This window comes from Corynebacterium pseudodiphtheriticum, assembly GCF_023509295.1.
In the GTDB taxonomy this organism is placed as follows: domain Bacteria; phylum Actinomycetota; class Actinomycetes; order Mycobacteriales; family Mycobacteriaceae; genus Corynebacterium; species Corynebacterium pseudodiphtheriticum.
In genome coordinates, this window is sequence record NZ_CP091864.1 from 911,952 (window position 1) to 937,520 (window position 25,569).

A 25,569-nucleotide genomic window follows, 5' to 3' on the forward strand; every position below is an offset into this window, starting at 1 on the left:
CGCTTATGAGCTTCTTTGAAGATATAGCTGCTGCCCTCGATGCCGAAGGGGTGGAATCACGCGTAAATGGCGATGTGCTGTTTGTGCCAATCACCTCGGATATAGAGATTCAGTTTGTGGAAATTGATGCGGTATTGCCAGCCGCAAATGTCTATATTGCGGCGGCTGATGTCGACGAAGACGATGAATATTTCGAAGCTGCACTGGTGTCAGTAGCATTTTCTGTGGAAGATGCCGTGGCTACTGTCGCCGAGCATATTGCTACAGACCAAGTGGTCACAGTCCTCCGCGATTTGCTGGAGGGACGGGACGAACGGATCGCGAATTTAGAATTTGAGCATCACCATCATGATCCTGCGGTGGTGTTAGCGGATGTTGCAGAAAATTCTCATCTGCGCGTGGCGGTGGAATTGTCTGACGGAGTACCAACCGCCAGCTTGTCTTTCCTGGCTTATACCCCCGATGCGAATGCGGAATTGATATCGCCCCTAGGCGAGCCTGTTGATCAAGAAGACCAGGACACTGACAGTGATTTTTCCGGAGTAGGGGATTTGGAGTATGGGGGAGAGCCTGAAATTCTGGAGTTGGGAACTTTCACTGACTTTGATCGGCTGTTTGAGGTCTTGTCTTTATGCGTTGAGCAGGCCGAGGACTGGGAACTCCAGCTAAAGCCGTGTGATGACGGCATTGAGGCACAATAAAAAATTGTGTTGTGCCCTTAGCCCCTCGCTAGGAGCACAGCATAGATCTCAAAAGGATTTCTATGCTGCTTTAGAAAAACCTGCAAACATTGAAGCCGGTGAGTGTATCGGCACATAATTTGCATCAACGAGCCAAACGTAGATTGCCGCGGTGTCATCTTCCCTGTCGATGAGGTGCACTGCATTGATCATGTCCTGGGGCACGATAGCCCGAATCCAAGCCTCGGCCAGAACCATGGGCGGAGGCGTTCCGGCCGGGTCTGTGAGCCGTACGCTGACGGCATAGGCTGGGGTGCGCTGTTCGCCGTATCCGCGAATTCTTGATTGCGCTAGCGGGCCAACTCGGTAACGTGAAAGAGTTGCTTTCAGCTGGCGATGTTTACCGACTGCAAGGGTCAGATGTGGCGGACGCCAGCTTGCCATTGGTCGTGCTAGTGAACGCGGATGATGTAGCACACTGTCCAGCTTGAAGAGCTGGTCACTCGCGGTTGCCTGAATCTCGGTTACAACGTCACGAGTGGTGTGCGAGATGCGTGTAAGTGCGTGTTGTGTAGTCATACGCTGGATAATAGGGAACTGGGAGCACACGAGATATAAAGCGTTCGAATTTTTGTTCGTTATGTGTTGAGTGTGATTCCGGCTGGTTACACCGCACTGATAGTTCTTGCGGAGTAGGCTCGCAAGAACTATGCCTATTGCGAACCCCAATAAAGATACTTACGAGCCTAAAAGCCAGCCAGAACGGCCGCAGATCCCCAAAGAAATTTGGGTCCTGGTCGCAGCGTTTTTCTTGGTTGCTTTGGGGTACGGTTTAATTGCTCCTTTATTGCCACAATTCGTCGTGAGCTTTGATGTCGGCATGGCCGCTGCAGGGGCTGTTATTTCGGTGTTTTCCGTATCGCGTCTCATCTTTGCGACAGGTGCGGGAATCTTAGCTGACAAACTCGGTGTTCGGCGGGTATACATAACGGGCTTGCTGCTGGTCGCGATCAACACCGGACTCATATCTATCGCACAAGAATATTGGCAAATTTTGTTGCTGCGCTTTTTAGCAGGAATCGGTTCCACTATGTTTACCGTTTCTGCAATGGGCCTGATCGTGAAACTCGCACCGCCAGAAATTCGAGGCAAATGTTCTGCCACCTATGCCACGAGTTTTTTGTTAGGCAGCATCCTCGGGCCATTAGTGGGTTCAGCTCTTGCTTTTTTGGGTTTTCGGTGGCCGTTTTTGATCTATGGTATCGGTTTGTGTTTCGCAGCGGTGGTGGTCTGGGCATTAATGCCGAGAATGAATGCTTCGGCGCAGCAGCCCACGAACAATGCGAAAATGACTTATAGGGAAGCTATGCAGGATACTGCATTTCGTAGCGTGCTGGTGTCGAATTTTGCGCATGGCTGGGTCAATATGGGGGTGCGCGTCACAGTTATTCCATTGTTTGCTGCTGCGGTATTTACCGATAGTGCAGCTGCTGCGGGGTACGCGTTAGCTGCCTATGCAGCTGGTAACGCCATAGTATTGCAGTTTTCGGGTCGATTAGCTGATCGGATCGGCCGCAAGCCCATGATTATGGTGGGGTTCGCAGCCGGTGCCCTTTGTGTCGGTCTTTATGGAACAGCAGACACATTGTGGCTTCTGCTCGTGCTTTCAAGCCTGAGTGGTGCAGCAGCTGGGATTGCAGTTCCTGCGCAGCAGGCAACACTGGCTGATGTAATTGGCAATGAACGCTCCGGAGGCAAAGTCCTCGCAGCATTTCAAATGGCCATGGACCTTGGGATGATCTTTGGTCCTCTCGCGATAGGTGCCGCCGCCGATAACTGGGGCTTTACTTGGGCATTCTTGCTCAGTGCTGGAGTAGCTGCGTTTGCGTTCTTTGCTTGGATCCCAGGGCGTGAAACCTTGCTTAGCCGTGACGCTAACCTTCAGGAATTGCCTGTTGCGCGGTAGCGACTATTTTTGCAGTTTGGCATGCTCGTTGATCATGTCATCAAGAAGGCGTGCAGCGACGCGTGCAGTTCGACCATCGACGTCGTAATAAGGGTTCATCTCGGCGATGTCTACCAGGCGCAGTTTTCCACTAGCGGCCAGTGCTTTACACATTGCGCGCATCGGTTCAATACCGATCCCTACAGTGCATGGAGAGGAAACGCCTGGAGCGACAGCTGGCGAAATGGCGTCTAGATCGATAGTGACATAGAGATCATTATGGACATCGGCAACTTCTAAGGCGCGTGCGGCGGCCTCCTGTGGGGACATGTTGTGGATTTCGTCGTCAAGAATGATTTTGGTGCCCAATTCTTTTGCAAAGCTGAACAATTTTCCGGTGTTATCCGCGGTGGAAACCCCAATGACCGAATAATCGAATTCATCTCCAACCATTTCGGCCACCTGGGTAAACGGTGTACCGTGCGTTGGGATGTCGGTTTGCCGGAGATCTAAGTGGCCATCGAAGTTCACAATAGAAATTGGGCGTTGTAAAGCTTTGTGTAAGCCAAGGTAGCTGGCATAACCTACCTCGTGCGAACCTCCGAGAACGACAGGCAGATGGCCAGCGTTGACGAGACCCTTGATGCGCTCAGATAATTCTTCCTGGGCGCCTTCCATATCGGTGCCGTTGACTGTGACGGTGCCGGCGTCGTACCGGGGTAGTGCGTTGTGAACTGGAAGGTTAGCTAGAGCTTCGCGGAGTACATGCGGGCCTTCGGCGGCGCCACGACGGCATCCATTACGCCGGGCTCCTTCATCACATGCGAAGCCGAGAATTGCGGCTCCAGGCTTGCTTCGTACTGTGTCGATAACTGAATGCCAACGGTGGAATTCTGGACCATCGCCATCGTGTCGACCATCCCAGTGGTGTGGAGTAGAGGAAACAGCTGAATGAGAAGTCATGCCACAAGTATAGGGAAAAATAATGTGTTACACCTCACGTTGAGGTTGGTGGCTTTGTGCTGTGGGGAACTCGGTTGTGCGAAAATTGGCGCTAAATGGTGTTTTTCTGTTTGCTGACGTAGTGTGTATCAGGCAATGAGCATTACCGATAACGCCACCGGCGGCGACAACGAGCCGGATAACTTCAGTCAGTCTCCATCGACTAGGTCGGAATCTCAGGAAAATTCGCAAGGCAACACCAAGGACACCGCAGGTGCCGTTGCCAAGAGTGGCGAAACTTCTGAGCACACCGACGCTGCAGCGCAAGCTACGGCCAACGATAGTCCTCAGGGTTTTTCCAACCTCGACCTGCCTACCAATGTGGTAGAAGCGGTAAAAGCCGTAGGTTTTGAAAAGCCATCTCCAATTCAAGAACAAACCATCCCGATCCTTATGCAGGGTCGCGATGTGGTGGGCTTGGCTCAAACTGGTACAGGAAAAACTGCAGCTTTTGCTCTACCTGTTCTGGCTCAGCTGGACTCCACCGAGAAATTCCCGCAAGCTTTGGTATTGGCACCTACTCGCGAGCTAGCACTGCAAGTTGCAGACAGCTTTGAGTCTTTTGCCAAACACCTCGGTGGTATCGAGGTGTTGCCGATTTATGGTGGACAAGCCTACGGGATTCAGCTAGCCGGGTTGCGGCGTGGTGCGCAAATTATCGTCGGCACGCCTGGCCGTGTCATCGACCACCTGGAAAAAGGCAGCCTGGATATTTCCAAGCTCCGGTACCTTGTGCTTGATGAAGCAGATGAAATGCTCAACATGGGATTCCAAGAAGATGTTGAGCGCATTTTGGCCGATACTCCTGAGGAAAAACAGGTTGCACTATTTTCCGCCACAATGCCCAATGGTATTCGCCGCTTATCTAAGCAGTACCTGAATGACCCAGCAGAAGTAACTGTTAAGTCCCAGGCGCGTACTAACGAAAACATCACTCAGCGCTACCTCTTTACGCAGCACCGCGCTAAGTTTGATGCGTTCATCCGTATCTTGGAAGTCATCGATTATGACGGCATGATCGTGTTTACTCGCACGAAGCATGAGACAGAAGAAGTCGCAGAAAAACTGCGTGCAGCGGGTTATAGCGCAGCGGCAATCAATGGTGATATTGCGCAAAACCAGCGCGAACGTACCGTTGAACAGCTGAAGTCTGGTCGTCTAGACATTCTGGTTGCAACTGATGTTGCCGCACGAGGCCTAGACGTAGAGCGTATTTCGCACGTTATTAACTTCGATATCCCTGGTGATACAGAGTCTTATGTGCATCGTATCGGCCGTACAGCTCGAGCCGGACGTAGTGGTGAAGCGATCTTGTTTGTAACTCCACGTGAGCGTCGCATGCTACGTTCCATTGAGAAAGTTACCAAGGCGACGCTCGAAGAGATGCAGTTGCCGACGGTTGATGAAGTAAATGAAGTGCGAAAGAAAAACTTTGCACAGAGCATCACTGAGGCGCTTGCAGCGAAGGACAAAGATTTCTTCCGTACCATGATTCGTGAGTACTCGAAGAACAATGACGTTGCCATGGACGATATCGCTGCAGCTCTGGCTGTGAAGATGCAAGGCGACAAAGAATTCCTGCTGAAAGAACAGCCGGTTGATAAGCGCAAAGACCGTTTCAATGACAAACGCGGTGGCCGTGACTTTGATGACCGAGGTGGACGTGGTGGCCGTGATCGGGGCGGTCGTGATCGCGGTGGCCGGAATAACCGAGATGGTAACTTCCAGCCTTACCGTTTAGCAGTGGGTAAACGCCAACACGTACGTCCAGGTGCCATCGTCGGAGCATTGGCAAATGAAGGCGGTTTGAGCAGCAAAGATTTCGGCCGTATTAACATCGGAGCCGAGCATACGATTGTTGAGCTGCCACGCGATTTGGATCCCGCAGTATTGGACCGCTTGTCTGATACCCGGATCTCTGGTGAATTGATCAAGATCCGGAAAGATCACGGAGCACCATCGCGTGGTGGTTTCCGAGGCGGTGACGGCGGTGGTCGGCAGAACAAGGGCGGCCGCAAAGGCGGAAAATTCCGTAATTAGCCAGCTCCCGTCCAGCCTGCAAGCTTATTGACCTGAGCTAGTAGGTGCTCTAAGTAGCTATGCTGTAGATAATTAACGCCCGGGCCAGGAAAATATTCCTGGCCCGGGCGTTGCTGTTTGTTGGCTAAGCTACGAGAATTTTGGGATCTGTTTGACTTATACGAACATCAGAACCAGAACCACAATCCAGATGAGATTAAAGATTCCGGCGTACATAGATAGTTGTTTCTTCACCTGAGACCAGCTAGCGATCTTGTCTTCTTCTGGTGAAGCCTCGCTTTCTGGAAGCATCCCCAATGCTCCCAAGGCGGTGCGTTGACGTGGAAGAATGACCACGAGCAAGATAACCCAAGCGATAATTGCCAATAAAATCGATGCGTGGAATTTACCTTGGGTGCCGTAGGTTTCCATATCGCTAAGGAAAACTACGAGACCCAACAGCGGAACAAGCGCGGACAGGAAGCCGTAGGTTTTGGTGATCCGGTAGAGGACTGAAGCCGCACCTTTTGCGGTAGCGGTACCGGATTTGGCTTCTTGGATTTGTGCAGGGAATGCAGAAGTAGCAACCATTAACGGGCCGATAAACAGTACCGCCGCGATTATGTGCAGAATAATCAAAAAACTTGTCATGGACTATCCCTTTCGGTAAGGAAAGTAGTGGGGGCAAAAACTCCGCATGCCACTCTACCAGCGCATAGTTAGCCAGCGAAGAGACCGAAGAGTCGGCACGCCTTATTCATTTGCTTAACGTCTGGTTCGGGAATCGATAGCTCATAGAGCACTGCGATATATGCAACCCTGCGCGCGTACCAACAATGTGCTGAGACGTCAGATGGCATCCACTCGTTTGGTAGGGAGTCTGATTTCTCTCGGTTTGCACTTGCATCGGTAGGAACCAAGTTCCGGTAATCGTTTGCAAAATCTTGGCGACGGGTCTGTTCCCAGGAATGTGCCCCTAAGTCCCAAGCCGCGGAAAGCGGGAAAATATGGTCAATATCTACGTGGCGCGCTGAATCTACAATCGAAATTGAGCCACCGGCATATTCATCCCAAATCTCGATATTCTTTATCTTGCAGGATTCTGGTTTTGTGGGCTGTGGTAGTTCATTGGAGTGATGGCGATATTCTTCAGAACGTGGCTGCATATTCGATGCAAGAAGTACGGCTTCTCGCGTCGAGCAGGCTCCTTGTTGGCCCCAACCACGGCCGAAGCGGTCCCGTTCGTATCCTGGAATTTTTTGCCTTTGTGGTGTCGTTATTAATTGGTTCTCTAACTCCTGCCACTCGGGGAGCATGAGGGCGTTGTCATATGTCGTGGGGTTTAGTTTGGACCATGCACCCATCACCAATGCAGTTATGGTTGCGATGGATAAAAGCAGCAAAAATGCACGGTAGATCAGCGTGTCTACTGAATGTGATCTGGCAGTTTTAGCCGATGGCTTTTCCGGCTCTGCGGTCTTCGTGCGAATCAGCGGCATCAGTTGAGCGGTCATAAGCGATTGGACGGCAAAGATTGCACTAAAGTTCCATGCTCCACTAAGCCAACCGATATCGCCTAGTTTGCGAACAGTTTCCGTACGGCCATAAAAATAGCCTTTGGGCGAGATGTTGCTCGCCCAAAGGCTATCGATGTCTTATATTCCCGCAGCCGTAGGATCTCGTGCCACGAGAATAATCGGAGGTGGAAAAGAAGAAGTTACTTCTTAACCTCTTGTGCTGCCTCGTCGAAATCTACGTCTTCGTTCTCGGTAGCAATGTCAGTCAATTTGGAAGCCTGATCGAATTGCTTTTTGACCTTTGTCTCTGGTTCCTTGGTTGCCAAGGTGACCAGTACCAGCACAATTACCGAGGCGGCGAAGCCTGGCACGATTTCGTAGATGATGTCGGAGAACCATACGCCCCAGACAACCGAGACGATTGCACCGGTGGCCATACCGGCGATAGCACCAGGAGCGTTTAGGCGCTTCCAGTACAGGGAGAACAGCACGACTGGACCGAATGCGGAACCGAATCCTGCCCAGGCGAATCCAACCAAGCCGAGGATGGAATCGCTTGGGTTCACTGCCAGAATTCCTGCAAGAACGGCAACGGCAACAACGCAAGTGCGGGACAGGTTGATCAGGACCTGCTCGTTTGGCTTGCGCTTGGCGAACATCTTGTAGAGGTCCTCGATGAGAGAGGAGGACACTGCTAGCAGCTGAGAGGACATGGTGGACATGATCGCTGCCAGAACTGCAGTCAGGACCAAGCCTGCTGGCAATGGGTGGAACATGACCCGTGCCATGTCCAAGAATACGGTCTCGAAGGAATCCTGATCGGTGATGGAGTTACCGGTCTGGGTGAAGAAGACAGTAGCGACCAAGGCTACGAACACTGCGCCAATGACGCAGAGCAGCATCCAGCCGATACCCCAGAAACGGCCGGCGCGGGCGTCGGTGGAGTTACGCAGAGCCATGAAACGCACGATGATATGTGGCTGGCCGAAGTAACCCAAGCCCCAAGCGAAGTTACCGACGATGGCTGCTACGGCTGCAGCAGAACCAACGTTGAACAAGTTAAAGAATTCGGGGTTTGCTTCAACAACGCCGTCGGTGGCGTAGTTGTTGTTTGCTGCGAAGCTAAAGATATCGGAGCCGTTGTCCAAAGAAACGAACGCCATGACCGGAACGATCATTAGGGACAGGAACATGATGATGCCCTGAACGGTGTCGGTGTAGGAAACCGCTAAGAATCCACCAATAAAGGTGTAGGCAACCGTGATGGCAGCCACGATCAGCAGGCCTAGCAGATAGTCACCATCAAATGTTGACTCGAAATAGCGTCCGCCGGCGACCATGCCAGACGAAACGTAGAAGGTAAAGAAGAAGATGATAACCGCTGCGGACAGAACACGCAGGACGCGGGATTTGTCTGCTAGGCGGTTTTCGAAGAAGGAAGGAACCGTAATCGAGTCGTCAGCGATCTCGGAATAAGCACGCAGCCGTGGGGCGACAACCTTCCAGTTGACCCAAGCACCAATCGTGAGGCCGATGGCGATCCACAGCTCAACCATGCCGGACGCGAACAAAGCGCCCGGAAGTCCCATGAGCAACCATCCGGACATGTCCGATGCGCCAGCGGATAAGGCGGCCACGAACGGTGGTAGGCCACGGCCGGCGAGGACGTAGTCGTCGTATTGATCTGTTTGTTTATAGCTCCAGTAGCCGATCGCGAGCATCCCGAACATGTAGATGATGATCGCGATGACAAACCAGGTTGATTCTGTCACCGTTACTCCTAATAAATAGACATCTGACGTACTGTAAAGTACGTGTTTCTTGTACACGGCCTGGCGTTAGTCAGCCAGGCAAGAGTTTTTGTCGAGCTCTGCTTACCACTGAAAACCTGGCAGCCTCCTGCGTGGTCAAGCCACCGCGAGCACCCTGTCGGTGGTCACTGTTGTTGACGTGCACAGCAAAACGCCTGGTTTTTGTGGACCAATGCCTTACCGTAGTGAGAATTCGCAGCTCACCCAAATGTTAGCTGCGTCAAACTCAGAGAAATATCAGGATTTTTAGGCTCTTAGCAGGCAACACTGACAAAAGTAACAGAATAATAACAATTGGATTCTGTCGGGATTACGAACTGGTAGTCTGTCCATTATGTCTTCGTTCCTTCTGCATGGTCTATGGCTCCCTGTTTCTGGCTTGAGTTTATGGATCGAAAGGGTAGAAGGACGGAAAATTGTCCTACCGGAGCAGGTCCCAGCTGGTACTTTTCCTCCGATCGTGGAGTCTTTGTTGCAGCGGCGGAGCTTCCGTAATCGTGCGCGAATATCCTTGCGCACCCCCAAGGGCAAAGACGTCTCGCTTATGGTTCCGATGGGGCTTTTTGCCCCGGAAGATTCTGTGAAAATCCTGAGTGAACTCGAGTTTCTTGACAGCGCATCCCCTGCGGCAACCGAATCTCAGCGCAATGCGATCGCTCCGGATTTATATTGGCTTATTCGTATGTATACGGGGCTTACGAAATTCGTTCAGGCTGGGCGAGTCACTATACGGTTGAGTTATCAAGCAGGTGAATGGTTCCCGCAGTGGCACCTTGCTACCGGATTGTCAGAACGTGGCTGGCTTAGCGAAATGATTGCTGCATGTCCGGGTATTTTGACGGTAAACAACCGTGATCTTTCCGATGAGCTGTCCCACCACCTGGTCCATTGGATAACCATTGCGCAGTTACAGTCATTAGCTAGCGAACCCCGCCCTTATCCATGGCATGATTTTTCGCAAGCTCTGTTGAAAGGTCAACCTATCCGGCGGGGTAAAGGAGCACTTTTACGTGGTCTAAACGACTGGAACGACTCGATTACTTCTGTTGATTTGCAATTAGTCGTGATTGTGAATGAACCGCCAGATGAACCAGATGCGCAGTGGCCTATCCGAGTACAAGTTCGTTCCGGAACAGATTCTCCACAACCCATCCGTACTGACCAACTGGATCAGTCAAGTGTCGAGTTGTTGCGGAGATCGCATTTGCAGGCGATTCGTGTTGCGCCCATGCTAGAGCCGAACCTCGATCCTGTTGAGCGTATTCGGCGTCGGGAAGCGGATGCCAACGCTGGTGATTGGGATGTCTATGTCGAGACCGAACAAATCGTTGACTTCGTTGGTTCGGCCATCAATGATTTGCGCGCAGCAGGTTTTACCGTCATGCTTCCACGTGCTTGGTCGCAGATGGAAACCACTGCCAAGCTGGAAACCCGCGAAATTAATGAAAAAGCGACACAATCCCAGCTGGGTATGGACAAGCTGGTTGAATATAATTGGCGATTGTCTGTCGGTGACAAAGAGCTTACCGACGACGAAATGTCGGAATTGGTGAACTCGAAATCCGGCTTGATTAAGTTACGCGGTAACTGGGTTATGGCAGATACGCAGGCCCTCAGCCGCATCAGTAGCTATATGGATCAGCTGTCGGAAACTGCCACGAAGCGCGCGAAAAAGCGGATGGAAAAAGCCGCACGGTTAGCGGAGATGGCACGTTTAGCTGATTCGCCTGATGCTGAAGAATTAGCTGTAGAAGCAGAAAAACTACGCCAGGCGTACAACGCGGCTCTTAGCCAAGTGGGAGGTCTGGCTGGTGCAGGGGAAGCGGGAGGTAGTTCAGCTTCCTCTGTCCAAGAAGTCACTGTGGGCGACCTGCGCGAGCTAGCATTGCAGTCCATGTCTGAGGAGCCTATTGAATTTACGGGCGCAAAATGGCATTCCAGTTTGCTTGGAGGTATGGAGACGCCAGCTCCTGAGCGGGTAGAGATCCCAGATACGGTGCACGCGGAATTACGCGATTACCAGCGCCGAGGCGTTGATTGGATGTACTGGATGTCGCGTAATAATTTGGGAGCTGTACTTGCCGACGATATGGGCCTGGGTAAAACCTTACAACTGTTAGCGCTCACCGCGATTGAGATTTCTCGGGAGCAAGCTAGCGGGCCCACGTTGGTAGTGGCACCAACTTCAGTCGTAGGCAACTGGGCTCGGGAGGCTGCGAAATTTGTCCCCAGCCTGCGGGTATTAGTGCACCACGGCGGTGATCGGAAAGTGGGGGATGCACTAGTGCGTGCAGCGACAGAGACGGATCTTGTCATTAGCTCTTACGGCACAGTTAGCAGGGATTTTTCGGCTTTAGGCCGTATCGAATGGGGGCGGGTTGTGCTGGATGAAGCTCAGGCAATCAAGAATTCCTCAACGCGGGCGTCGAAAAGCGTGCGCTCGCTGCCATCGCGCCATCGTATTGCTCTCACTGGTACACCGGTCGAGAATCGTTTGTCAGAAATGCGCTCAATCGTGGATTTTACGAATCCTGGTGTTTTAGGTTCTGCCAGTTTTTTCCGGCATCATTTCGCAAAACCGATTGAGCGTAACAGTGATGAAGTTTTAACGGAACGCTTGCGCCGATTAACTGCACCGTTTATTCTGCGTCGCTTAAAAACAGACCCCGCGATCATCGATGACCTGCCAGAAAAAACCGAGGAAGTTCTGACGGTTACGTTGAGTGATGAGCAAGCTGCCCTTTACAAAGCACTGGTTGACGATGTGCAAAGGCAGTTATCAGAAAAAGACGAGGGCATGGCTCGTAGGGGTATGGTGCTTGCCAGTCTGACACGAATGAAACAGATCTGTAATCATCCGGCGCATTATTTGGGGGACGGTTCTCCGGTCACGTTGAAAGGTCAACACCGCTCAGGCAAGATCGAAAAGCTTATGGAACTGGTTGATTACGCCGTGCAATCTGGCCAGAGAATGTTGGTGTTTACGCAATACCGTGCGTTTGGGCAGATTTTGCAGCCTTTTCTGAGCGAGCATCTTGATGAAACCGTACCGTTTTTACATGGTGGAGTGCCGCAGCATAAACGTGACGGGTTAGTGAATGACTTTCAGGCAGACGGTGGGCCTTCAGTGATGATTTTGTCCTTGAAGGCAGGTGGAACCGGACTGAACTTGACTGCGGCCTCGATGGTCGTGCACATGGACCGCTGGTGGAACCCTGCGGTGGAAAATCAGGCGACCGACCGGGCGTTCCGCATTGGGCAGCGGCGAAATGTGGCGGTGTATAAGATGATCAGCGCCGGCACGATGGAAGAATCAATCCAGGACATCTTGGATGGTAAAACCCACTTGGCAGGCGCCATAGTTGGTGAGGGCGAAGGCTGGATTACTGAACTGGATCCGCAGCAATTAGCAGAACTGATGAGCTATCGCGAGCAGTAGCTAGCGGGTATCGTCCCAAAAGCAGGCAAGCAATTAGGCAGGCTATGAACAACGATCGTAGGCAGAATGGGAAGTCCAGGGGTGTGAAGAGCGCAGAACTGGATAACGTCATTTACGCGAACTTTGGTGCGCGTAAACGTGTAGAACAAGCTCCTGAGATGCATGACGCAGTGCGGCGGCTTGCCCGTTCACGTCCATTGCAGGGCTCTGCAGGCTTGGAGTTGCGTCGCATGATCTTCGATAATGCGGACGAAAAACGATATCAACGCGGTATTGATTACGCGCGTAGCGGTCACGTGGTTGACGTCGATATTCACAACGGAGCTGCCCATGGCAAGGTGGCAGGCTCGCAGAACCAACCTTTTTCTGTACTTATTCAGTTGCCACCGCGGTCCAGGGAAGAGCTTAATTCGCTCGGTAGAATGTTGGCGGAGACTAGCGGTGCGATGGAGCGTGTACGAGCTGGAGAGCTTGCCGACGAGCTCTTGGCAGTGCTGCTGGCTGCAGACGATTCAGATATCAGGTGTTATTGCGATTGTCCGGATAGTGCATGGATTTGTAAGCATTTGGTAGCTTTCGCAGAGGAGTTATCAGGGAAACTGGATGCAGATCCAGCTGCTGTATTTCACCTCCGAGGAATTTCCCTGCGACAACTCGAAGAAATGATCGCTTCTTCTGCGCATGAGGTCGCACGTAATGCAACCAAGGATGGTGCAAAGACTTTTTGGGTGGGAAGAGAATTGCCTGCTGTTCCGCGTCCGAAAATAGCTCCAGCCTTGGATGATTCAGATCCAGATTTATTGCGCAAAGCATTGCGTGCAGTCAGCCATACCAACATTGATTTATTGCGTGCTGTGTCCGATATCGAAGATATGTACCATCATTTAACTCATGGGAAACAATGACGTGAGTCGAGTGTGTTAACAATGTAGTTGTGAACCATGCGAGCAAAGAATGCACCGTAAGATTTCTCCACACCTCTGATTTTCAGTTGGGCATGCATAGGCGTTTTCTTGGTGGTGATGCTGGTGCACGTTTCGAAGAGTCTCGGCTTCTAGCGATTGAGAAGCTAGGTGCACTTGCTGAACGGGAATGCTGTGATTTTATTGTCGTTGCCGGGGATATCTTTGATGATAATTCTTTGGAGCAACGAACCTTAGACCGCGCCCTAGAAACGATGCAATCACTACCGGTTCCCATTTATCTATTACCTGGCAATCACGATCCGCTTGTAGCGGACTCGATCTTTTTTCGGGCTCGACAGCGGCCTAATATCCATGTGCTTGATGACACCGAGCCGAGAGTAATTTCTGACGAGGTCGAGATTATTGGCGCACCATTTTTGGTGAAAAGACCCGACCATGATTTGGTATCAGCGGCTTTAGCAAAGCTGGAGCCAACGAGTAGGATTCGCGTGATGGTCGGCCACGGTCAGGTGGAGTCCTATGGTGATGAGATAAAGCCAGACTTGATTGATCTTCAGCGTGTGGAATCAGCGCTAGAAGCCGGAACCATTGATTACCTAGCGCTCGGTGATACCCATTCCACAAGTTCTCTGGGCGAAAGCGGCAGAGTTTGGTTTTCGGGGGCACCGGAAACGACAGACTTTCACAGGCTGGCAGAATGGGGTTTTGACGTTGATGGTGGTGAAGTGGATTCCGGTAATGTTTTGGTCGTTACCGTCAACAAATCTACAGAGCAACCGGTGATGCAGGCGCAAGTTAGCGTCGACAAGCACGCAATTGGGCAATGGCAATTTCATGCTCTACAGCCGGAACTAGACGATGCCGCCACCGTGGACGCATTTGTGGATTACTTACGTAATTACGACAATAAACGACGCACAGTGGTGAAATATTATCTACGTGGTGCTCTCAGCTTGACCGATACTATGCGCCTGGAAAGAGAACTGGAGGCATTGCGTCCCAGCTTCGGTGCGTTATACGAATCTGCGTCCTCCCCCGGGCTGGATTTGCAACCTGAAACTGGGGAACTGGAAAGCCTGGACGTAAGTGGTTACGCGCGCGCTGCGCTTGAAGAATTACTGGGCGATGCTGATCATGACACAGTGGCGCGTGATAGTGCACATCTCTTATTTCGATTAACTAAGGAGGCGCGCCGATGATGCGCATCCACGCACTTAGTCTGCACAACGTCCGAGGAATTACACAGCTGGAGCTTACAGGGCTTCCCGATAGCGGCGTCATTGTGATTCATGGCGACAACGAGGCCGGGAAATCCACCATCATGGATGCCATAGATGCGTGCCTAAATTACAAGTACTCAGGGTTTCCGAAAAACATAAAATCGCTTGTGCCTGCTGACGGCTCCGGTTGGCCAGGGGTCCGGCTTGACTTGGAAATCGGTCCTTATCGGATGGAGGTATACAAGCAGTTTTCTAGCTCGGCTGCAAGTAAAAAATGTGAATTGAAATTGATTTCTCCGAAAAGAGCTCTTCTGCACGGGGATGCCGCGGATAATGAACTTCGTTCCATCATCAGTGAATATCTTGATACGGATTTACTGGATGCGCTGTTTGTTCGCCAAGGGAAATTAAATCACTCACTAGCAGCAGCTGGTATCCCGAGTGTAGAAAGCTCCTTGCAAGCGAGAAATTCTTGGGGTTCCGCTGATGACTCTGCAGGAGGTGACGCGGTTGCTGCAGGGTATGAAGCCGGTACAGAGCAGGCGCAAGAAGAATCACGCCTGCTAGCGGCGGTAAACGCAGAATATAAACGTTATTACACGGACAAAACGGCTAAGCCTGCTAAAGAATTAAAAGAAGCGGAAGAAAAACTCAATTCTGCCCAAGCTCAGTATGACGAGGCGCAAGCGCAATTCGAGAAAGTAGCCAGTCACGTAGCTGAATTCGAGCAGCTTGACGAGAGAGAAAAGGATGCTGCAGCTGAGATCCCGGCCGCGGAACGGGAATTAGAAGACTGGGAGCGCAAAAAAGAACAAGCAGAAACGGTGCAGCAGCGCTTAATAGACGCTGTAGAAGCAGTAAAGCTGGCAGAAAAACAGAAAAATTCGGAATCTGAGCTACTGGAAGCTCGGATTGTGCTATTCGATGAACTCAAACAGGCACAGTCGCGCCGGGATGACTTCGAATCTCAGTTGCACGCAGCAGAAGTAACCGCGGTACGGGAAGCCGAGGCGATTTCCGAATTGCGAGATGCGAAGAATAGCGCTGAAACGGAATACCGGAAGCAGCGTGAACGGCATAAAACTGCACGTGTGGCTTCGCAAGAGTTTCACGACACAGAGCGGGCAGTGGAATTACGCGAGTTGATAGAAAAAGTAGAAGGCATCGACAGTGAGATCGCGGACGCACGCGAAGCTCTCGGAGCTTTGCCTGCGTACGTTGATAATTCTGCTTGGCAGCGGCTGCGTCAAGCGCATGATGACGTGGTCGTTGAACAAAAGCTTGCAGATGCCCACTCCGCGCGTTTGGAACTGCGTTCTGAGTCTCCACAAACGTTGACTGTTGATGATGGCACTGGAAGCCGTGAAGTGGCCCTTGGGTGTAGCCCGCAGACTGTAGTTGGCGAGTCAGATCAGCAAACCTGCGATGATGCTGAACCGGAAAAAACCATTGGCCTTTCCGACGGCGTTACCTTGCGGTTTGGTGATATTACTGCGGTCTATCGCAGCGCACGAAGAGAAACTACTGAGAAACAATCCGCGCAATCTGCCGTGGAACAGGCGCGCGAAACTCTCGACGAATTATTAGCTGAGTTTCATTGCAACGATGTCAGCCAGGCTGAACAAATTTATAAGACCTGTTCCTTACTCGATGAAGAAATAATTGCTTTGCGTAATCAGCGCGCAGGTGTTGTAGGGGAGAAAGATTTAGACGCCTTGCGCCAGCAACTTGCTGGTTTTGAGCGCATCACGGATGTTTCAGTGCTTAGCAATGGTGATGAAATCGGTGCCGAACTTGCTGCTGCAGAAAAAGCCGAAGAAGAAGCACGGATAGCACTGGAAGACTGTGCGTCTAGACTTGCTGCTTACGACGCTATGCCAGGGGAAGCTGAGGCATTGCGCATACGGGAACGTTGTGACCTGGCCTCTGAACGAGTTGCAGAAATCGAAGAGAAAGTCGCCGAGCGGGCGGATCCAGCGTTGATGGACAAACTTCGAGAAAACCTCGAACTTGCGAAACGGAAGTGGGAACAGGCGATCAATGAGCGTGAAGCGGCTAGCGTTGCCGCTGACGCTGCTGACGTTTCTATGACTGTGCGTAATTGGGAAGGTGCCGCGGCTCATGTTGCGCAGTTGCACGATATTGTGCGGGAATCGAAACACCGAAAACTCGCGTTGAACTCGCACATTGATGCAGCAACGGGTGCAGCGGAACGATTGCAGAAAGCAGAAGCCCAATTAGAAAACTATAAAATTGCCTTTGCGGTTGTCGAACGTCGCGCTCAGGCGGCGGCCCGTCTCCGCGAGACCCTTCTGAAGCATCGGGATGCAGCACGTCAACGGTACATGGAACCATTCGCCCGTGAGCTAGAACGATTTGCGCGAGTAGTTTTTGACCACTCTGTCAGTTTTGAACTTGATGAGAATTTAGCGATTTCCAAGCGCATGATCCGGGATACGGCTTTGGATACTGAACATTTATCAGGTGGAGCTCAGGAGCAACTGGGGTTGTTGGCTCGTTTTGCCATTGCAGCACTAGCCGCACGAGGAGAAGTCGGGCAGGCAGGTTCGAATGAGCTACCCGCTATTCCTGTACCAGTCATGATTGACGATGCTTTAGGGTCGACTGACGCGCACAGACTGAAGCTTATGGCCGCGTTGTTTAGTGAAATATCCCGGCAGACACAGGTATTCGTTTTGACGTGTATGCCACAACGTTATTCTCGAGTGGTCGGCGCGCAGCAGTTTTCCATGCGCCAATTGACCTCTGGTTAGCGATCGGAGAGGTTGATTGCTCAGAATCTGACTCGTCAACAAAATTAGTTAGAATATACTCATGCCGGAACCAATACGTTGGCTCAACGACCAAGAACAAGATTTGTGGCGCAGCATTTTGCAGGCCAACCGTAAGATCAATCGCGTTCTCGATGAAACTCTACTTAACGCCAGTGGGTTGTCCACTGCGGAATATGGAGTATTAGTCGTTCTTTCCGAAGCACCAGAGCATTGTTTGCGCCTCTGTGCTTTGTGCGATGAATTGGTGTGGGATCGATCCAGAACGTCACACCAAATTACGCGAATGGAAAAGCGGGGCTTATTGCGTAAGGAAAGATTCAGCGGCGACGGACGTGGTGTCAGTGTCGTATTGACCGATGAAGGCATGGAGCGTCTAAAAAGAGCCGTTCCGAACCATGTGGAATCGGTCCGGCGACTAATTTTTGACCACCTGCATGAAGAGGACATACCAAGCATTCGGAGATTTATGAATGCAGTGCTTGGCGTGGACAATATCCCAGGGTATGCGTCAGTCGACGGCTGCCCACCCTCGGCGCCTCGGTAGAAAAGCTAAGGACAGCCCGCGCGAGATCGAAAATGAAATCGTTCTCGCGACCACAAGTCGTTATGGGGCGGTTGGTTCCAAAAGAGCCAAAGCGTTAGAGTAACAGCCCTGAGTACTAGAAATCCTCGGGGCACCCGCAGTGTGGTGACCCGAGGATTTTCAGTGTGCCCCCGAAAGGGTTCGAACCTTCGACCTTCGGTACCGGAAACCGACGCTCTAATCCGCTGAGCTACGGGGGCAATCCGGCGGAATTTACCGCGACCTAAATACTAACATCTTGTCACTCATAGGCGATAATTAGCAGGTCGCGGGTGCTTCTGTGAAAAATAGGGCTGGTTATTGCTCGAAGTAACCTGGTGCATCAGACTGCTCTGGAGCCTTACCAGTGCGCAGATAATCCACGACGATATCGTCGATGACTTTGTTGCCGTTGCCCACATGGCCGTGGCCTGGGCCATGGACGGTGAGAACGTGCGCGTTCATGACGTCGGCAAGAGCTGCGTGGTCAGCGTAGACGGTTTGTGGGTCTCCAGTGGCACTGACCTGAAGCGGTTGCACGTCAAGTTCGGCGCCATCCAAGTGTGCCACTCCGGTAATCGGCGCCGCACCGTTGCAGGTGTGGCCAGCCGCCATGCGGTAAGAATTGGCAGTAGGAATATCACTGACGACATAGTTTGCCCACAGGTATTCCGGCAGCAACGCAGGGTCCGTTGGCGTCGTGTTTTCATTGCAGACTAATAACTGCTGCGTCGCGATCGTGGCAACTTGCGCTTGCTGGATCTTCTCAATTTCTTCATCGCTGAGTTCGGTAGGCTGTTCCAGTTCAGCAAGCATATCCTCGCTGCCATTGATATGTTTCGCGAGCTTGTCCCATTGCCGTGGTTGCGGAACCAACTGGTGGGTCACGATAGCGGTCAGGGATTTATCGAGGCTGGCGCCAGGGGCGAGTGCGGAACGCGTTAAATGTTCCAGCTGGGCAGAACCCTGACTAGTGGCATTGATGATTTCTGTGCCGATTGCACCGGACCATTCCAATCCTGCTGGTAGGTCACCAATTCGGGCAGCTGGGGGCAGATTGGTGGGGTTTACTCCGGATTCATCCAAAACCTTGTGCGACCAAGAGTTATAGGCGGCTAGCGGGGTGGTGCCGAGGCCATAAATGTTATTGCGGTCAGCGACATAGGTGAAAAAATCTTCGTAGGCGTTGTCGTATCCCCGTTTTTGTTGTGCGAGCACACCACCCCAGGAAGCATAGGGGTTCATGGCGGAATCGAGGATCAACCGATCTGTATGTTCTGGGTACGCGCTTGCGTAGGCAGATCCCAAGTAGGTGCCGTAGGACAAGCCGAGGATCGAGATTTCGTCGTATCCCAGAGCCTGGCGTACCCACTCCCAATCATGTGCGGTGTTTTGTGTGGTCAAGGAGTCGGTATATCCCGGTGTGGAATTCTCGCAGGTATCTTTCCAGAATCCGCCGGGGCGGGCGATGGGATTATTGGCGATGATATCTCGGGGTTCATCGCAGCGCACAGGCGTAGAGCCCGGTAGGCCTCGCGGCTGGACGACGATACGGTCCCATTCTTGGGTGATGCCATCCGGCCATTCGAACATGTCACCTGCGAAGTAAGAATAACCGTCTCCGCCAGGTCCGCCCGGGTTGCCGAATAGTGCACCCCGCGAGTTTCCAGTAGCTTTCTGTCGGACAAAGCCGACGGAGATGGTGCCAGCTTCTGGGTTGTCGTGATAGGTCGGAACGTCGATGCGGCCGCATGCTGCGTTGTCGTCGGTCACCTGCGCGGGGCAGTCTTCCCAGGTAATCTCCGCATTGCGTGCGGGGTGTTGTGCGATGCCGGCGTGTGCTGATGACGGTTGGAACAACGCAACGGAAGCGCCCAGGCAAGCAATGCTGGCGATAGTGGTACGGCTTCGTTGAAAAAATGGTGTCGATCGCACTGACAAGTCCTTCCAAGAAGTGACGAAAGTGAAAATAGTTACTTCGTGCGATGCTAGCGGTTTTAGTTGTGCAGGGTGTCGGGAAACGCCGGGCACCGCATGATCGTTCTGTCGCCTTCTAGAAATGTGCAATCTAAAAATATTCAATTTGCCTGTTTCTTAAGCCAGGTTGTTTGTCTATTACACTAAGGAGCTATGACTCCAGCTGATCTTTCCCAATTAATTAAAGACACCGCTACCGCAGTAATGGCAGAGCGTGACTTGGACTCGTCTGTGTTACCTGAGGTGGTAACAGTGGAGCGACCGCGCAACCCGGAGCATGGTGACTACGCCAGTAATCTGGCTCTACAGGTAGCGAAAAAGGCAGGGACAAACCCGCGCGACTTCGCCAGCTGGCTGGCGGCAGCATTAGCAGGAAACTCCGCGATTGATCAAGCAGAAATTGCGGGCCCGGGATTTCTGAACATTCGCCTGGCTGCCGACGCACAGGGGGAAATCGTCGCCAAGATCCTACGGGAAGAGGAAGCATTCGGAAATTCGGATGCACTGTCTGGTCAGCGGATCAATTTGGAATTCGTCTCGGCGAATCCTACCGGCCCCATCCACCTTGGTGGAACTCGCTGGGCCGCGGTTGGGGACTCTTTGGGCCGCGTATTGGAAGCCTGCGGGGCAGAAGTTACCCGAGAGTATTATTTCAATGACCACGGCGGGCAAATTGACCGCTTTGCGCGGTCGTTGGTGGCTGCTGCGCAAGGTGAGCCGACTCCCGAAGATGGCTATGGAGGCGATTACATCCGGGAAATCGCTAGTGCAGTCGTCGAAAAGAACCCCGCAGCACTTGATGGTGTGCCAGCCGAAGTGCAGGAAAACTTCCGCGCGCTCGGCGTAGAGATGATGTTCGAGCAAATCAAAGCCTCATTACGCGAATTTGGTGTTGAGTTCGACGTTTATTTCCATGAAAACTCCTTATATGAGTCTGGTGCAGTCGAAAAAGCAATTACCACGCTGAAAGACAATGACAATTTGTATGAAGCTGACGGTGCCTGGTGGTTACGCGCAGAAAAATTTGGTGATGATAAAGACCGTGTGGTGATTAAATCGGATGGTGACCACGCGTATATTGCTGGTGATATCGCGTATGTCGCCGATAAATTTGATCGTGGCCACAATTTAGCAATCTATATGCTTGGCGCCGACCACCATGGTTACATCGGACGTTTGCGTGCTGCGGCACAGGCGCTGGGTTATGAGCCAGGCAACGTCGAAGTATTGATTGGTCAAATGGTTAACCTGCTGCGCGATGGCAAACCGGTGCGCATGTCGAAACGTGCTGGAACCGTGATTACCCTGGAAGATTTGGTCGAAGCCATTGGTACGGACGGGGCACGTTACTCGTTAGTGCGCTCCAGCGTTGATACTTCGGTGGACATTGATTTGGAATTGTGGACTGCGCAGTCTGCCGACAATCCGGTGTATTACGTGCAATACGGTCACGCTCGGCTGTGCTCGATTGAGCGGAAAGCAGCAGAACTCGGAGTGGATGCGGATTCCCCAGATTTGGGATTGTTGGTCCATGACAAAGAAGGTGACCTCATCCGCACCTTGGGTGAGTTCCCAGAGGTGGTGGAGACCGCCGCACAACTGCGCGAGCCACACCGCATTGCCCGTTATGTTGAGGACCTAGCGGCAACCTTCCACCGTTTTTATGATCAATGCCAGATTCTGCCGAAAGCAGGCGAGCAGGCGCAAGCTAACCACAGTGCACGTTTGGCTTTAGCCCGTGCGACGCGGCAGGTATTGCGCAATGGCTTAACCATGGTGGGGGTTAACGCTCCGGAACGGATGTAGTCGCATGAGCATGCACCTTTCTGATTTCAACGAACTACCTAGCCATGTTTGGCCCCGTAATGCCTGTCGTGAGGACGACGGCACGGTGGCTATTGCTGGAGTGTCTTTGCCAGAAATCGTCGAGAAATACGGCACTCCCGTCATGGTGTTTGATGAAGATGATTTCCGGTCCCGATGCCGGGATATGGCGCAGGCGTTTCATGGGGCTAGGAATGTGCACTATGCCTCGAAAGCAATGTTGTCGACGCGTATTGTCCGATGGGTCAAGGATGAAGGCTTGTCTCTTGATGTGGCTTCGCTGAACGAGCTTCTCATCGCATTGCGTGCGGGATTTCCAGCCGAACGCATCACGGTGCACGGCAATACCAAAAACAGGGAGTTTTTAAGACGCTGCGTTGCCGCACATGTAGGGCACGTGGTGCTGGACGCGCCTGGCGAACTTGTAGAACTTAATGAGATTGCTGCCGAGCTGGGCAGGAAGCAGCCAGTTTTGGTGCGAGTGACTCCAGGCGTGGATGCACACACGCATGAATTCATTGCTACCAGTCACGAAGATCAAAAATTTGGCTTTTCCTTAGCTGCTGGTGATGCTTGGCAGGCCATCGTCGACGCGCACCAAGCGAATAACTTAGAGCTGCACGGAATCCATTGCCATGTGGGCTCACAGGTATTCGATGCTGACGGTTTCAAGCTGGCCGCGGATCGTTTGCTGGAACTGTTTGCGCGCGTGCACCAAGATTTGGGGTTACAGCTACCTATTTTGGACCTGGGTGGAGGGTACGGAGTGCCGTATCTTGCCGATGACTCCGAGCTGGACATTGCAGCAATTGCCGAAGATTTGCTTACTGCAGTGCATAATAAGGCGGCTTTTTTGGGAATTGAACCGCCTCAAGTTGTCGTCGAGCCTGGTCGTGCACTTGTCGGTCCAGCAGCGGTAACGGTTTACGAAGTCGGTACTGATAAAAACGTGCAAATCGACGAGGGGCGCTACCGCAGGTACCTTGCGGTAGATGGTGGAATGTCGGACAATATTCGTCCCGCACTCTACGGTGCAGATTACGATGCGCGGGTGGTCTCACGTTTTACTGATGGGCACCAAAAATCTACCCGCCTCGTGGGGGCGCATTGTGAATCTGGGGATATTTTGATCCCAGACTTTGCGTGCCCGGCGGATGTACGTACTGGTGATTTGATGGGTCTAGCTGTGACGGGAGCTTATTGTTACCCGATGTCATCGCGGTATAACGCGTTTACCCGCCCAGCAGTGGTGTCAGTACGGGATGGAAGAGCGGAGCTTATGCTGCGTCGCGAAACCATTGAGGATTTGCTTAGCCTCGAGGTGGTGCGGGACGCGGATTGAGCTGACTATGTGGAAGCGTGTACTGAGCACAGATGATGAAGCGAATGCGGGCTGAATAAATTTCGCCAAGCAAGTTAAGTCTGCCGTTAAAGCCGGTACCATTGAATGCGCACGCCCGTGAAAACCGCCGAATGAGCGATTGCGTAGATACGTAATTGCTCGTTTGAGTAACTGACTAACGACGATTTACGAAGGAATGCGAAACAACATGGTCGCTAATTCACCTACCTATACCGAGAACAATGCTGGCAAGCCCGTTGGAATTGCGGTATTAGGAATGGGTACCGTCGGTACCGAGGTAATCCGCCTGCTTGCGGAAAATTCCGAGGACTTCCGTCAGCGCGTCGGGGGCCCATTGGAATTGCGAGGAGTTGCAGTTGACGACACCTCCAAGCCGCGTCGCGGTGTAGATCCGGAAATGATTACCGGCGATGCACACGCTTTGATCGCGCGTGACGACGTCGACGTGGTCGTTGAACTCATCGGCGGCATTGAATATCCCCGGGAATTGGTGCTTGCTGCGCTGCGTGCTGGTAAATCTGTGGTTACGGCAAATAAAGCGCTTGTCGCAGCTCATGCCGATGAACTCGCACAAGCTGCAGAAGAATCTGGAGTGGATCTATACTTCGAGGCAGCTGTGGCCGCGGCGATCCCAGTCGTCGGTATGCTGCGCCGTTCGCTAGCCGGTGACCAGATTCAGCGTATTTCTGGAATCGTCAACGGTACGACGAACTTCATTCTGGACAAGATGATTACTGAGGGCATGGGCTACGACGAGGCTCTGCAAATTGCTACCGACTTGGGCTATGCGGAAGCAGATCCCACTGCCGATGTTGATGGCCACGACGCCGCGTCCAAGGCAGCGATCATGGCTTCACTTGGGTTCTATACGCGCGTCAACTTCAAAGATGTGCACTGTGAAGGTATCCGTGACATCACCGCCGCAGACATCGCAGCTGCAGATAAAGCCGGGTATGTCATTAAGCTGCTTGGAATCTGTGAAAAGATCACCGACGATCAGGGCAACGACGCCGTTAATGCGCGGGTGCACCCAACTCTGGTGGCGAAAGATCACCCTCTGGCCTCGGTTAATGAGTCCTATAACGCGATCTTCGTGGAGGCAGAAGCCGCTGGTTCGCTGATGTTCTACGGTAATGGTGCCGGTGGCGACCCAACTGCTTCTGCCGTGCTGGGCGATCTCGTGGGAGCTTCCCGGAATAAAGTGCATGGCGGCCGAGCACCGGGCGATAACACCTACGCAAACTTGCCAATCGCAGATTTTGGTGAGGTGCACACGCGCTACCATATCGACATGGAAGTGGTCGATCGCGCCGGAGTTTTGTCTGATCTGTCTGCCACTTTCGCACAACAGGGAATTTCTTTGCGCACTGTGCGCCAGGAGGAGAATGAAGACGGTATCGCCCGTCTTATTGTTGTCACCCACAGTGCGAAAGAATCTGTATTGCACGACACCGTCGAGGCATTGAAGAAGTCTTCAGACGTCAAGAAAGTGCATTCTGTCATCCGTTTGGATGTTTAGGGAATCAGGGGAGCTACGCAGTTTATGAGCACTGAACTTGAAATCGGCACGAAAGCGACCGTTCGCGTTCCTGCATCTTCAGCAAACCTGGGACCAGGCTACGATACATTAGGCCTTGCATTGGGCATTTATGATGTCATCGAAGTCGAGGTTATCTCATCCGGCCTGCAAATCGAGATCTATGGGGAAGGTGAAGATGACCTTCCACGGGACGGCTCACATTTGGTCGTCAAAGCTTTAAGATCTGGGTTAAACGCAGCTGATGCTACTGCGCCCGGCCTGCGAGTTACATGTACCAACGCCATTCCGCAATCGCGTGGCCTAGGATCTTCGGCATCCTCGGCCGTTGCTGGTGTGGCTGCCGCGAATGCCCTTGCCGGATATCCTCTTTCCGACAACCAGGTGGTGCAGTTGTCTTCAGCATTTGAAGGACACCCGGATAATGCCGCTGCTTCGGTGCTCGGCGGAGCCACGGTATCGTGGATGACGGTGCCGGTGGACGGACGTTCTGCCCCAGAATATAAGGCTGTAAGCCTTGAGGTACACGATGAGATTCGTGCGACTGCGATCGTCCCAGATTTCCATGCTTCAACACCGGCAGTCCGCCGGGTGCTGCCGAGCCACGTCACACACGGCGACGCCGCATTCAATGTTTCCCGTGTAGCCGTTATGACGGTGGCTATCCAGCATCACCCGGATTTGCTGTGGGAAGGTACCCGCGATCGTTTGCACCAACCGTACCGCTCTGATGTGTTGCCAGTGACTGCCGAGTGGGTCAACCGTTTGCGCAATCGCGGTTATGCTGCCTATTTGTCTGGAGCAGGACCGACCATCATGGTCTTGCACACCGAGGACATTGACGAAGCATTACTTGCTGACGCCCGCGAACAGAACCTCAAAGTCGTTGAACTTGGAGTTGCTGGACCTGTGGAAACTAGCGTGAGCCACGCTTAGTTTTCACTGTGCTGAG

At 52.4% G+C, this 25,569-nt stretch carries 18 protein-coding genes and 1 tRNA gene; 12 read left to right on the plus strand and 7 right to left on the minus strand.

Annotated features, from left to right (window positions below; all coding sequences use genetic code 11):
* Positions 1 to 5: 5 nt before the first annotated feature.
* On the plus strand, positions 6 to 701 hold the full coding sequence (locus tag L9H78_RS04090) for a hypothetical protein (protein ID WP_249618582.1): 696 nt from the start codon (positions 6 to 8) through the stop codon (positions 699 to 701).
* Positions 702 to 761: 60 nt separating this feature from the next.
* Here the strand turns inward: L9H78_RS04090 and L9H78_RS04095 are convergent, their stop codons facing one another.
* Positions 762 to 1,259, minus strand: coding sequence for a hypothetical protein (locus L9H78_RS04095; protein ID WP_249618583.1), 498 nt, complete (start codon positions 1,257 to 1,259; stop codon positions 762 to 764).
* A gap of 130 nt (positions 1,260 to 1,389) precedes the next feature.
* Here L9H78_RS04095 and L9H78_RS04100 point away from each other — a divergent pair, with 130 nt between their 5' ends.
* Positions 1,390 to 2,646 carry an MFS transporter gene (locus L9H78_RS04100; protein ID WP_249620575.1) on the plus strand — a complete coding sequence of 419 codons (1,257 nt, stop codon included), beginning with the start codon at positions 1,390 to 1,392 and terminating at the stop codon, positions 2,644 to 2,646.
* A gap of 3 nt (positions 2,647 to 2,649) precedes the next feature.
* Here the strand turns inward: L9H78_RS04100 and hutG are convergent, their stop codons facing one another.
* Positions 2,650 to 3,588 carry a formimidoylglutamase gene (gene hutG, locus L9H78_RS04105; RefSeq protein WP_249620576.1) on the minus strand — a complete coding sequence of 313 codons (939 nt, stop codon included), beginning with the start codon at positions 3,586 to 3,588 and terminating at the stop codon, positions 2,650 to 2,652.
* Between the two features lie 135 nt (positions 3,589 to 3,723).
* Between hutG and L9H78_RS04110 the strand changes: the two genes are divergently transcribed.
* Positions 3,724 to 5,667 carry a DEAD/DEAH box helicase gene (locus tag L9H78_RS04110; protein WP_249620577.1) on the plus strand — a complete coding sequence of 648 codons (1,944 nt, stop codon included), beginning with the start codon at positions 3,724 to 3,726 and terminating at the stop codon, positions 5,665 to 5,667.
* Positions 5,668 to 5,823: 156 nt separating this feature from the next.
* Here L9H78_RS04110 and L9H78_RS04115 read toward each other — a convergent pair whose 3' ends face one another.
* The 3 genes from L9H78_RS04115 to putP form a co-directional block, all read right to left on the minus strand.
* A complete protein-coding gene (locus tag L9H78_RS04115; RefSeq protein WP_249618587.1) occupies positions 5,824 to 6,297 on the minus strand; it encodes a DUF2269 domain-containing protein in 474 nt (157 codons plus the stop codon).
* A 68-nt stretch (positions 6,298 to 6,365) separates the two neighbouring features.
* The gene (locus L9H78_RS04120) at positions 6,366 to 7,160 is read right to left on the minus strand and encodes a GmrSD restriction endonuclease domain-containing protein (protein ID WP_249620578.1); all 795 of its coding nucleotides are present in this window, start codon (positions 7,158 to 7,160) and stop codon (positions 6,366 to 6,368) included.
* Between the two features lie 203 nt (positions 7,161 to 7,363).
* Positions 7,364 to 8,935: a sodium/proline symporter PutP gene (putP, locus tag L9H78_RS04125; protein ID WP_021353066.1), complete on the minus strand. Its 1,572-nt coding sequence runs from the start codon at positions 8,933 to 8,935 to the stop codon at positions 7,364 to 7,366.
* Positions 8,936 to 9,308: 373 nt separating this feature from the next.
* Here putP and L9H78_RS04130 point away from each other — a divergent pair, with 373 nt between their 5' ends.
* The 5 genes from L9H78_RS04130 to L9H78_RS04150 all read left to right on the plus strand — a co-directional run bounded on the left by L9H78_RS04130 (position 9,309) and on the right by L9H78_RS04150 (position 17,898).
* Positions 9,309 to 12,413, plus strand: coding sequence for a DEAD/DEAH box helicase (locus L9H78_RS04130; RefSeq protein WP_249620579.1), 3,105 nt, complete (start codon positions 9,309 to 9,311; stop codon positions 12,411 to 12,413).
* An 83-nt stretch (positions 12,414 to 12,496) separates the two neighbouring features.
* The gene (locus L9H78_RS04135; protein WP_347276288.1) at positions 12,497 to 13,318 is read left to right on the plus strand and encodes an SWIM zinc finger family protein; all 822 of its coding nucleotides are present in this window, start codon (positions 12,497 to 12,499) and stop codon (positions 13,316 to 13,318) included.
* Positions 13,319 to 13,347: 29 nt separating this feature from the next.
* Positions 13,348 to 14,538 (plus strand): metallophosphoesterase family protein, encoded by a 1,191-nt coding sequence (locus L9H78_RS04140; RefSeq protein WP_283775228.1) that lies wholly within the window; start codon positions 13,348 to 13,350, stop codon positions 14,536 to 14,538.
* A complete protein-coding gene (locus L9H78_RS04145; protein ID WP_249620580.1) occupies positions 14,535 to 17,333 on the plus strand; it encodes an AAA family ATPase in 2,799 nt (932 codons plus the stop codon). The genes L9H78_RS04140 and L9H78_RS04145 overlap by 4 nt, the downstream gene beginning before the upstream one ends.
* A 61-nt stretch (positions 17,334 to 17,394) precedes the next feature.
* The gene (locus L9H78_RS04150) at positions 17,395 to 17,898 is read left to right on the plus strand and encodes a MarR family winged helix-turn-helix transcriptional regulator (protein ID WP_249618594.1); all 504 of its coding nucleotides are present in this window, start codon (positions 17,395 to 17,397) and stop codon (positions 17,896 to 17,898) included.
* Positions 17,899 to 18,063: 165 nt separating this feature from the next.
* Here L9H78_RS04150 and L9H78_RS04155 read toward each other — a convergent pair.
* Both L9H78_RS04155 and L9H78_RS04160 read right to left on the minus strand, forming a co-directional pair.
* Positions 18,064 to 18,137 (minus strand) — tRNA-Arg (locus L9H78_RS04155).
* A gap of 97 nt (positions 18,138 to 18,234) precedes the next feature.
* A complete protein-coding gene (locus L9H78_RS04160) occupies positions 18,235 to 19,851 on the minus strand; it encodes an alpha/beta fold hydrolase (RefSeq protein WP_249620581.1) in 1,617 nt (538 codons plus the stop codon).
* 195 nt (positions 19,852 to 20,046) lie between these two features.
* On the opposite strand from L9H78_RS04160, the gene argS reads away from it, so the two are divergent.
* From argS to thrB, 4 genes are all read left to right on the plus strand, one after another.
* Positions 20,047 to 21,699: an arginine--tRNA ligase gene (gene argS, locus L9H78_RS04165; protein ID WP_249620582.1), complete on the plus strand. Its 1,653-nt coding sequence runs from the start codon at positions 20,047 to 20,049 to the stop codon at positions 21,697 to 21,699.
* A 4-nt stretch (positions 21,700 to 21,703) separates the two neighbouring features.
* Entirely contained in the window at positions 21,704 to 23,059 is a 1,356-nt protein-coding gene (lysA, locus tag L9H78_RS04170) for a diaminopimelate decarboxylase (RefSeq protein WP_249620583.1), read from the plus strand.
* A 208-nt stretch (positions 23,060 to 23,267) separates the two neighbouring features.
* Positions 23,268 to 24,599, plus strand: coding sequence for a homoserine dehydrogenase (locus tag L9H78_RS04175; RefSeq protein WP_021353076.1), 1,332 nt, complete (start codon positions 23,268 to 23,270; stop codon positions 24,597 to 24,599).
* Positions 24,600 to 24,623: 24 nt separating this feature from the next.
* Positions 24,624 to 25,553: a homoserine kinase gene (gene thrB, locus L9H78_RS04180; protein ID WP_249618598.1), complete on the plus strand. Its 930-nt coding sequence runs from the start codon at positions 24,624 to 24,626 to the stop codon at positions 25,551 to 25,553.
* Positions 25,554 to 25,569: the final 16 nt, after the last annotated feature.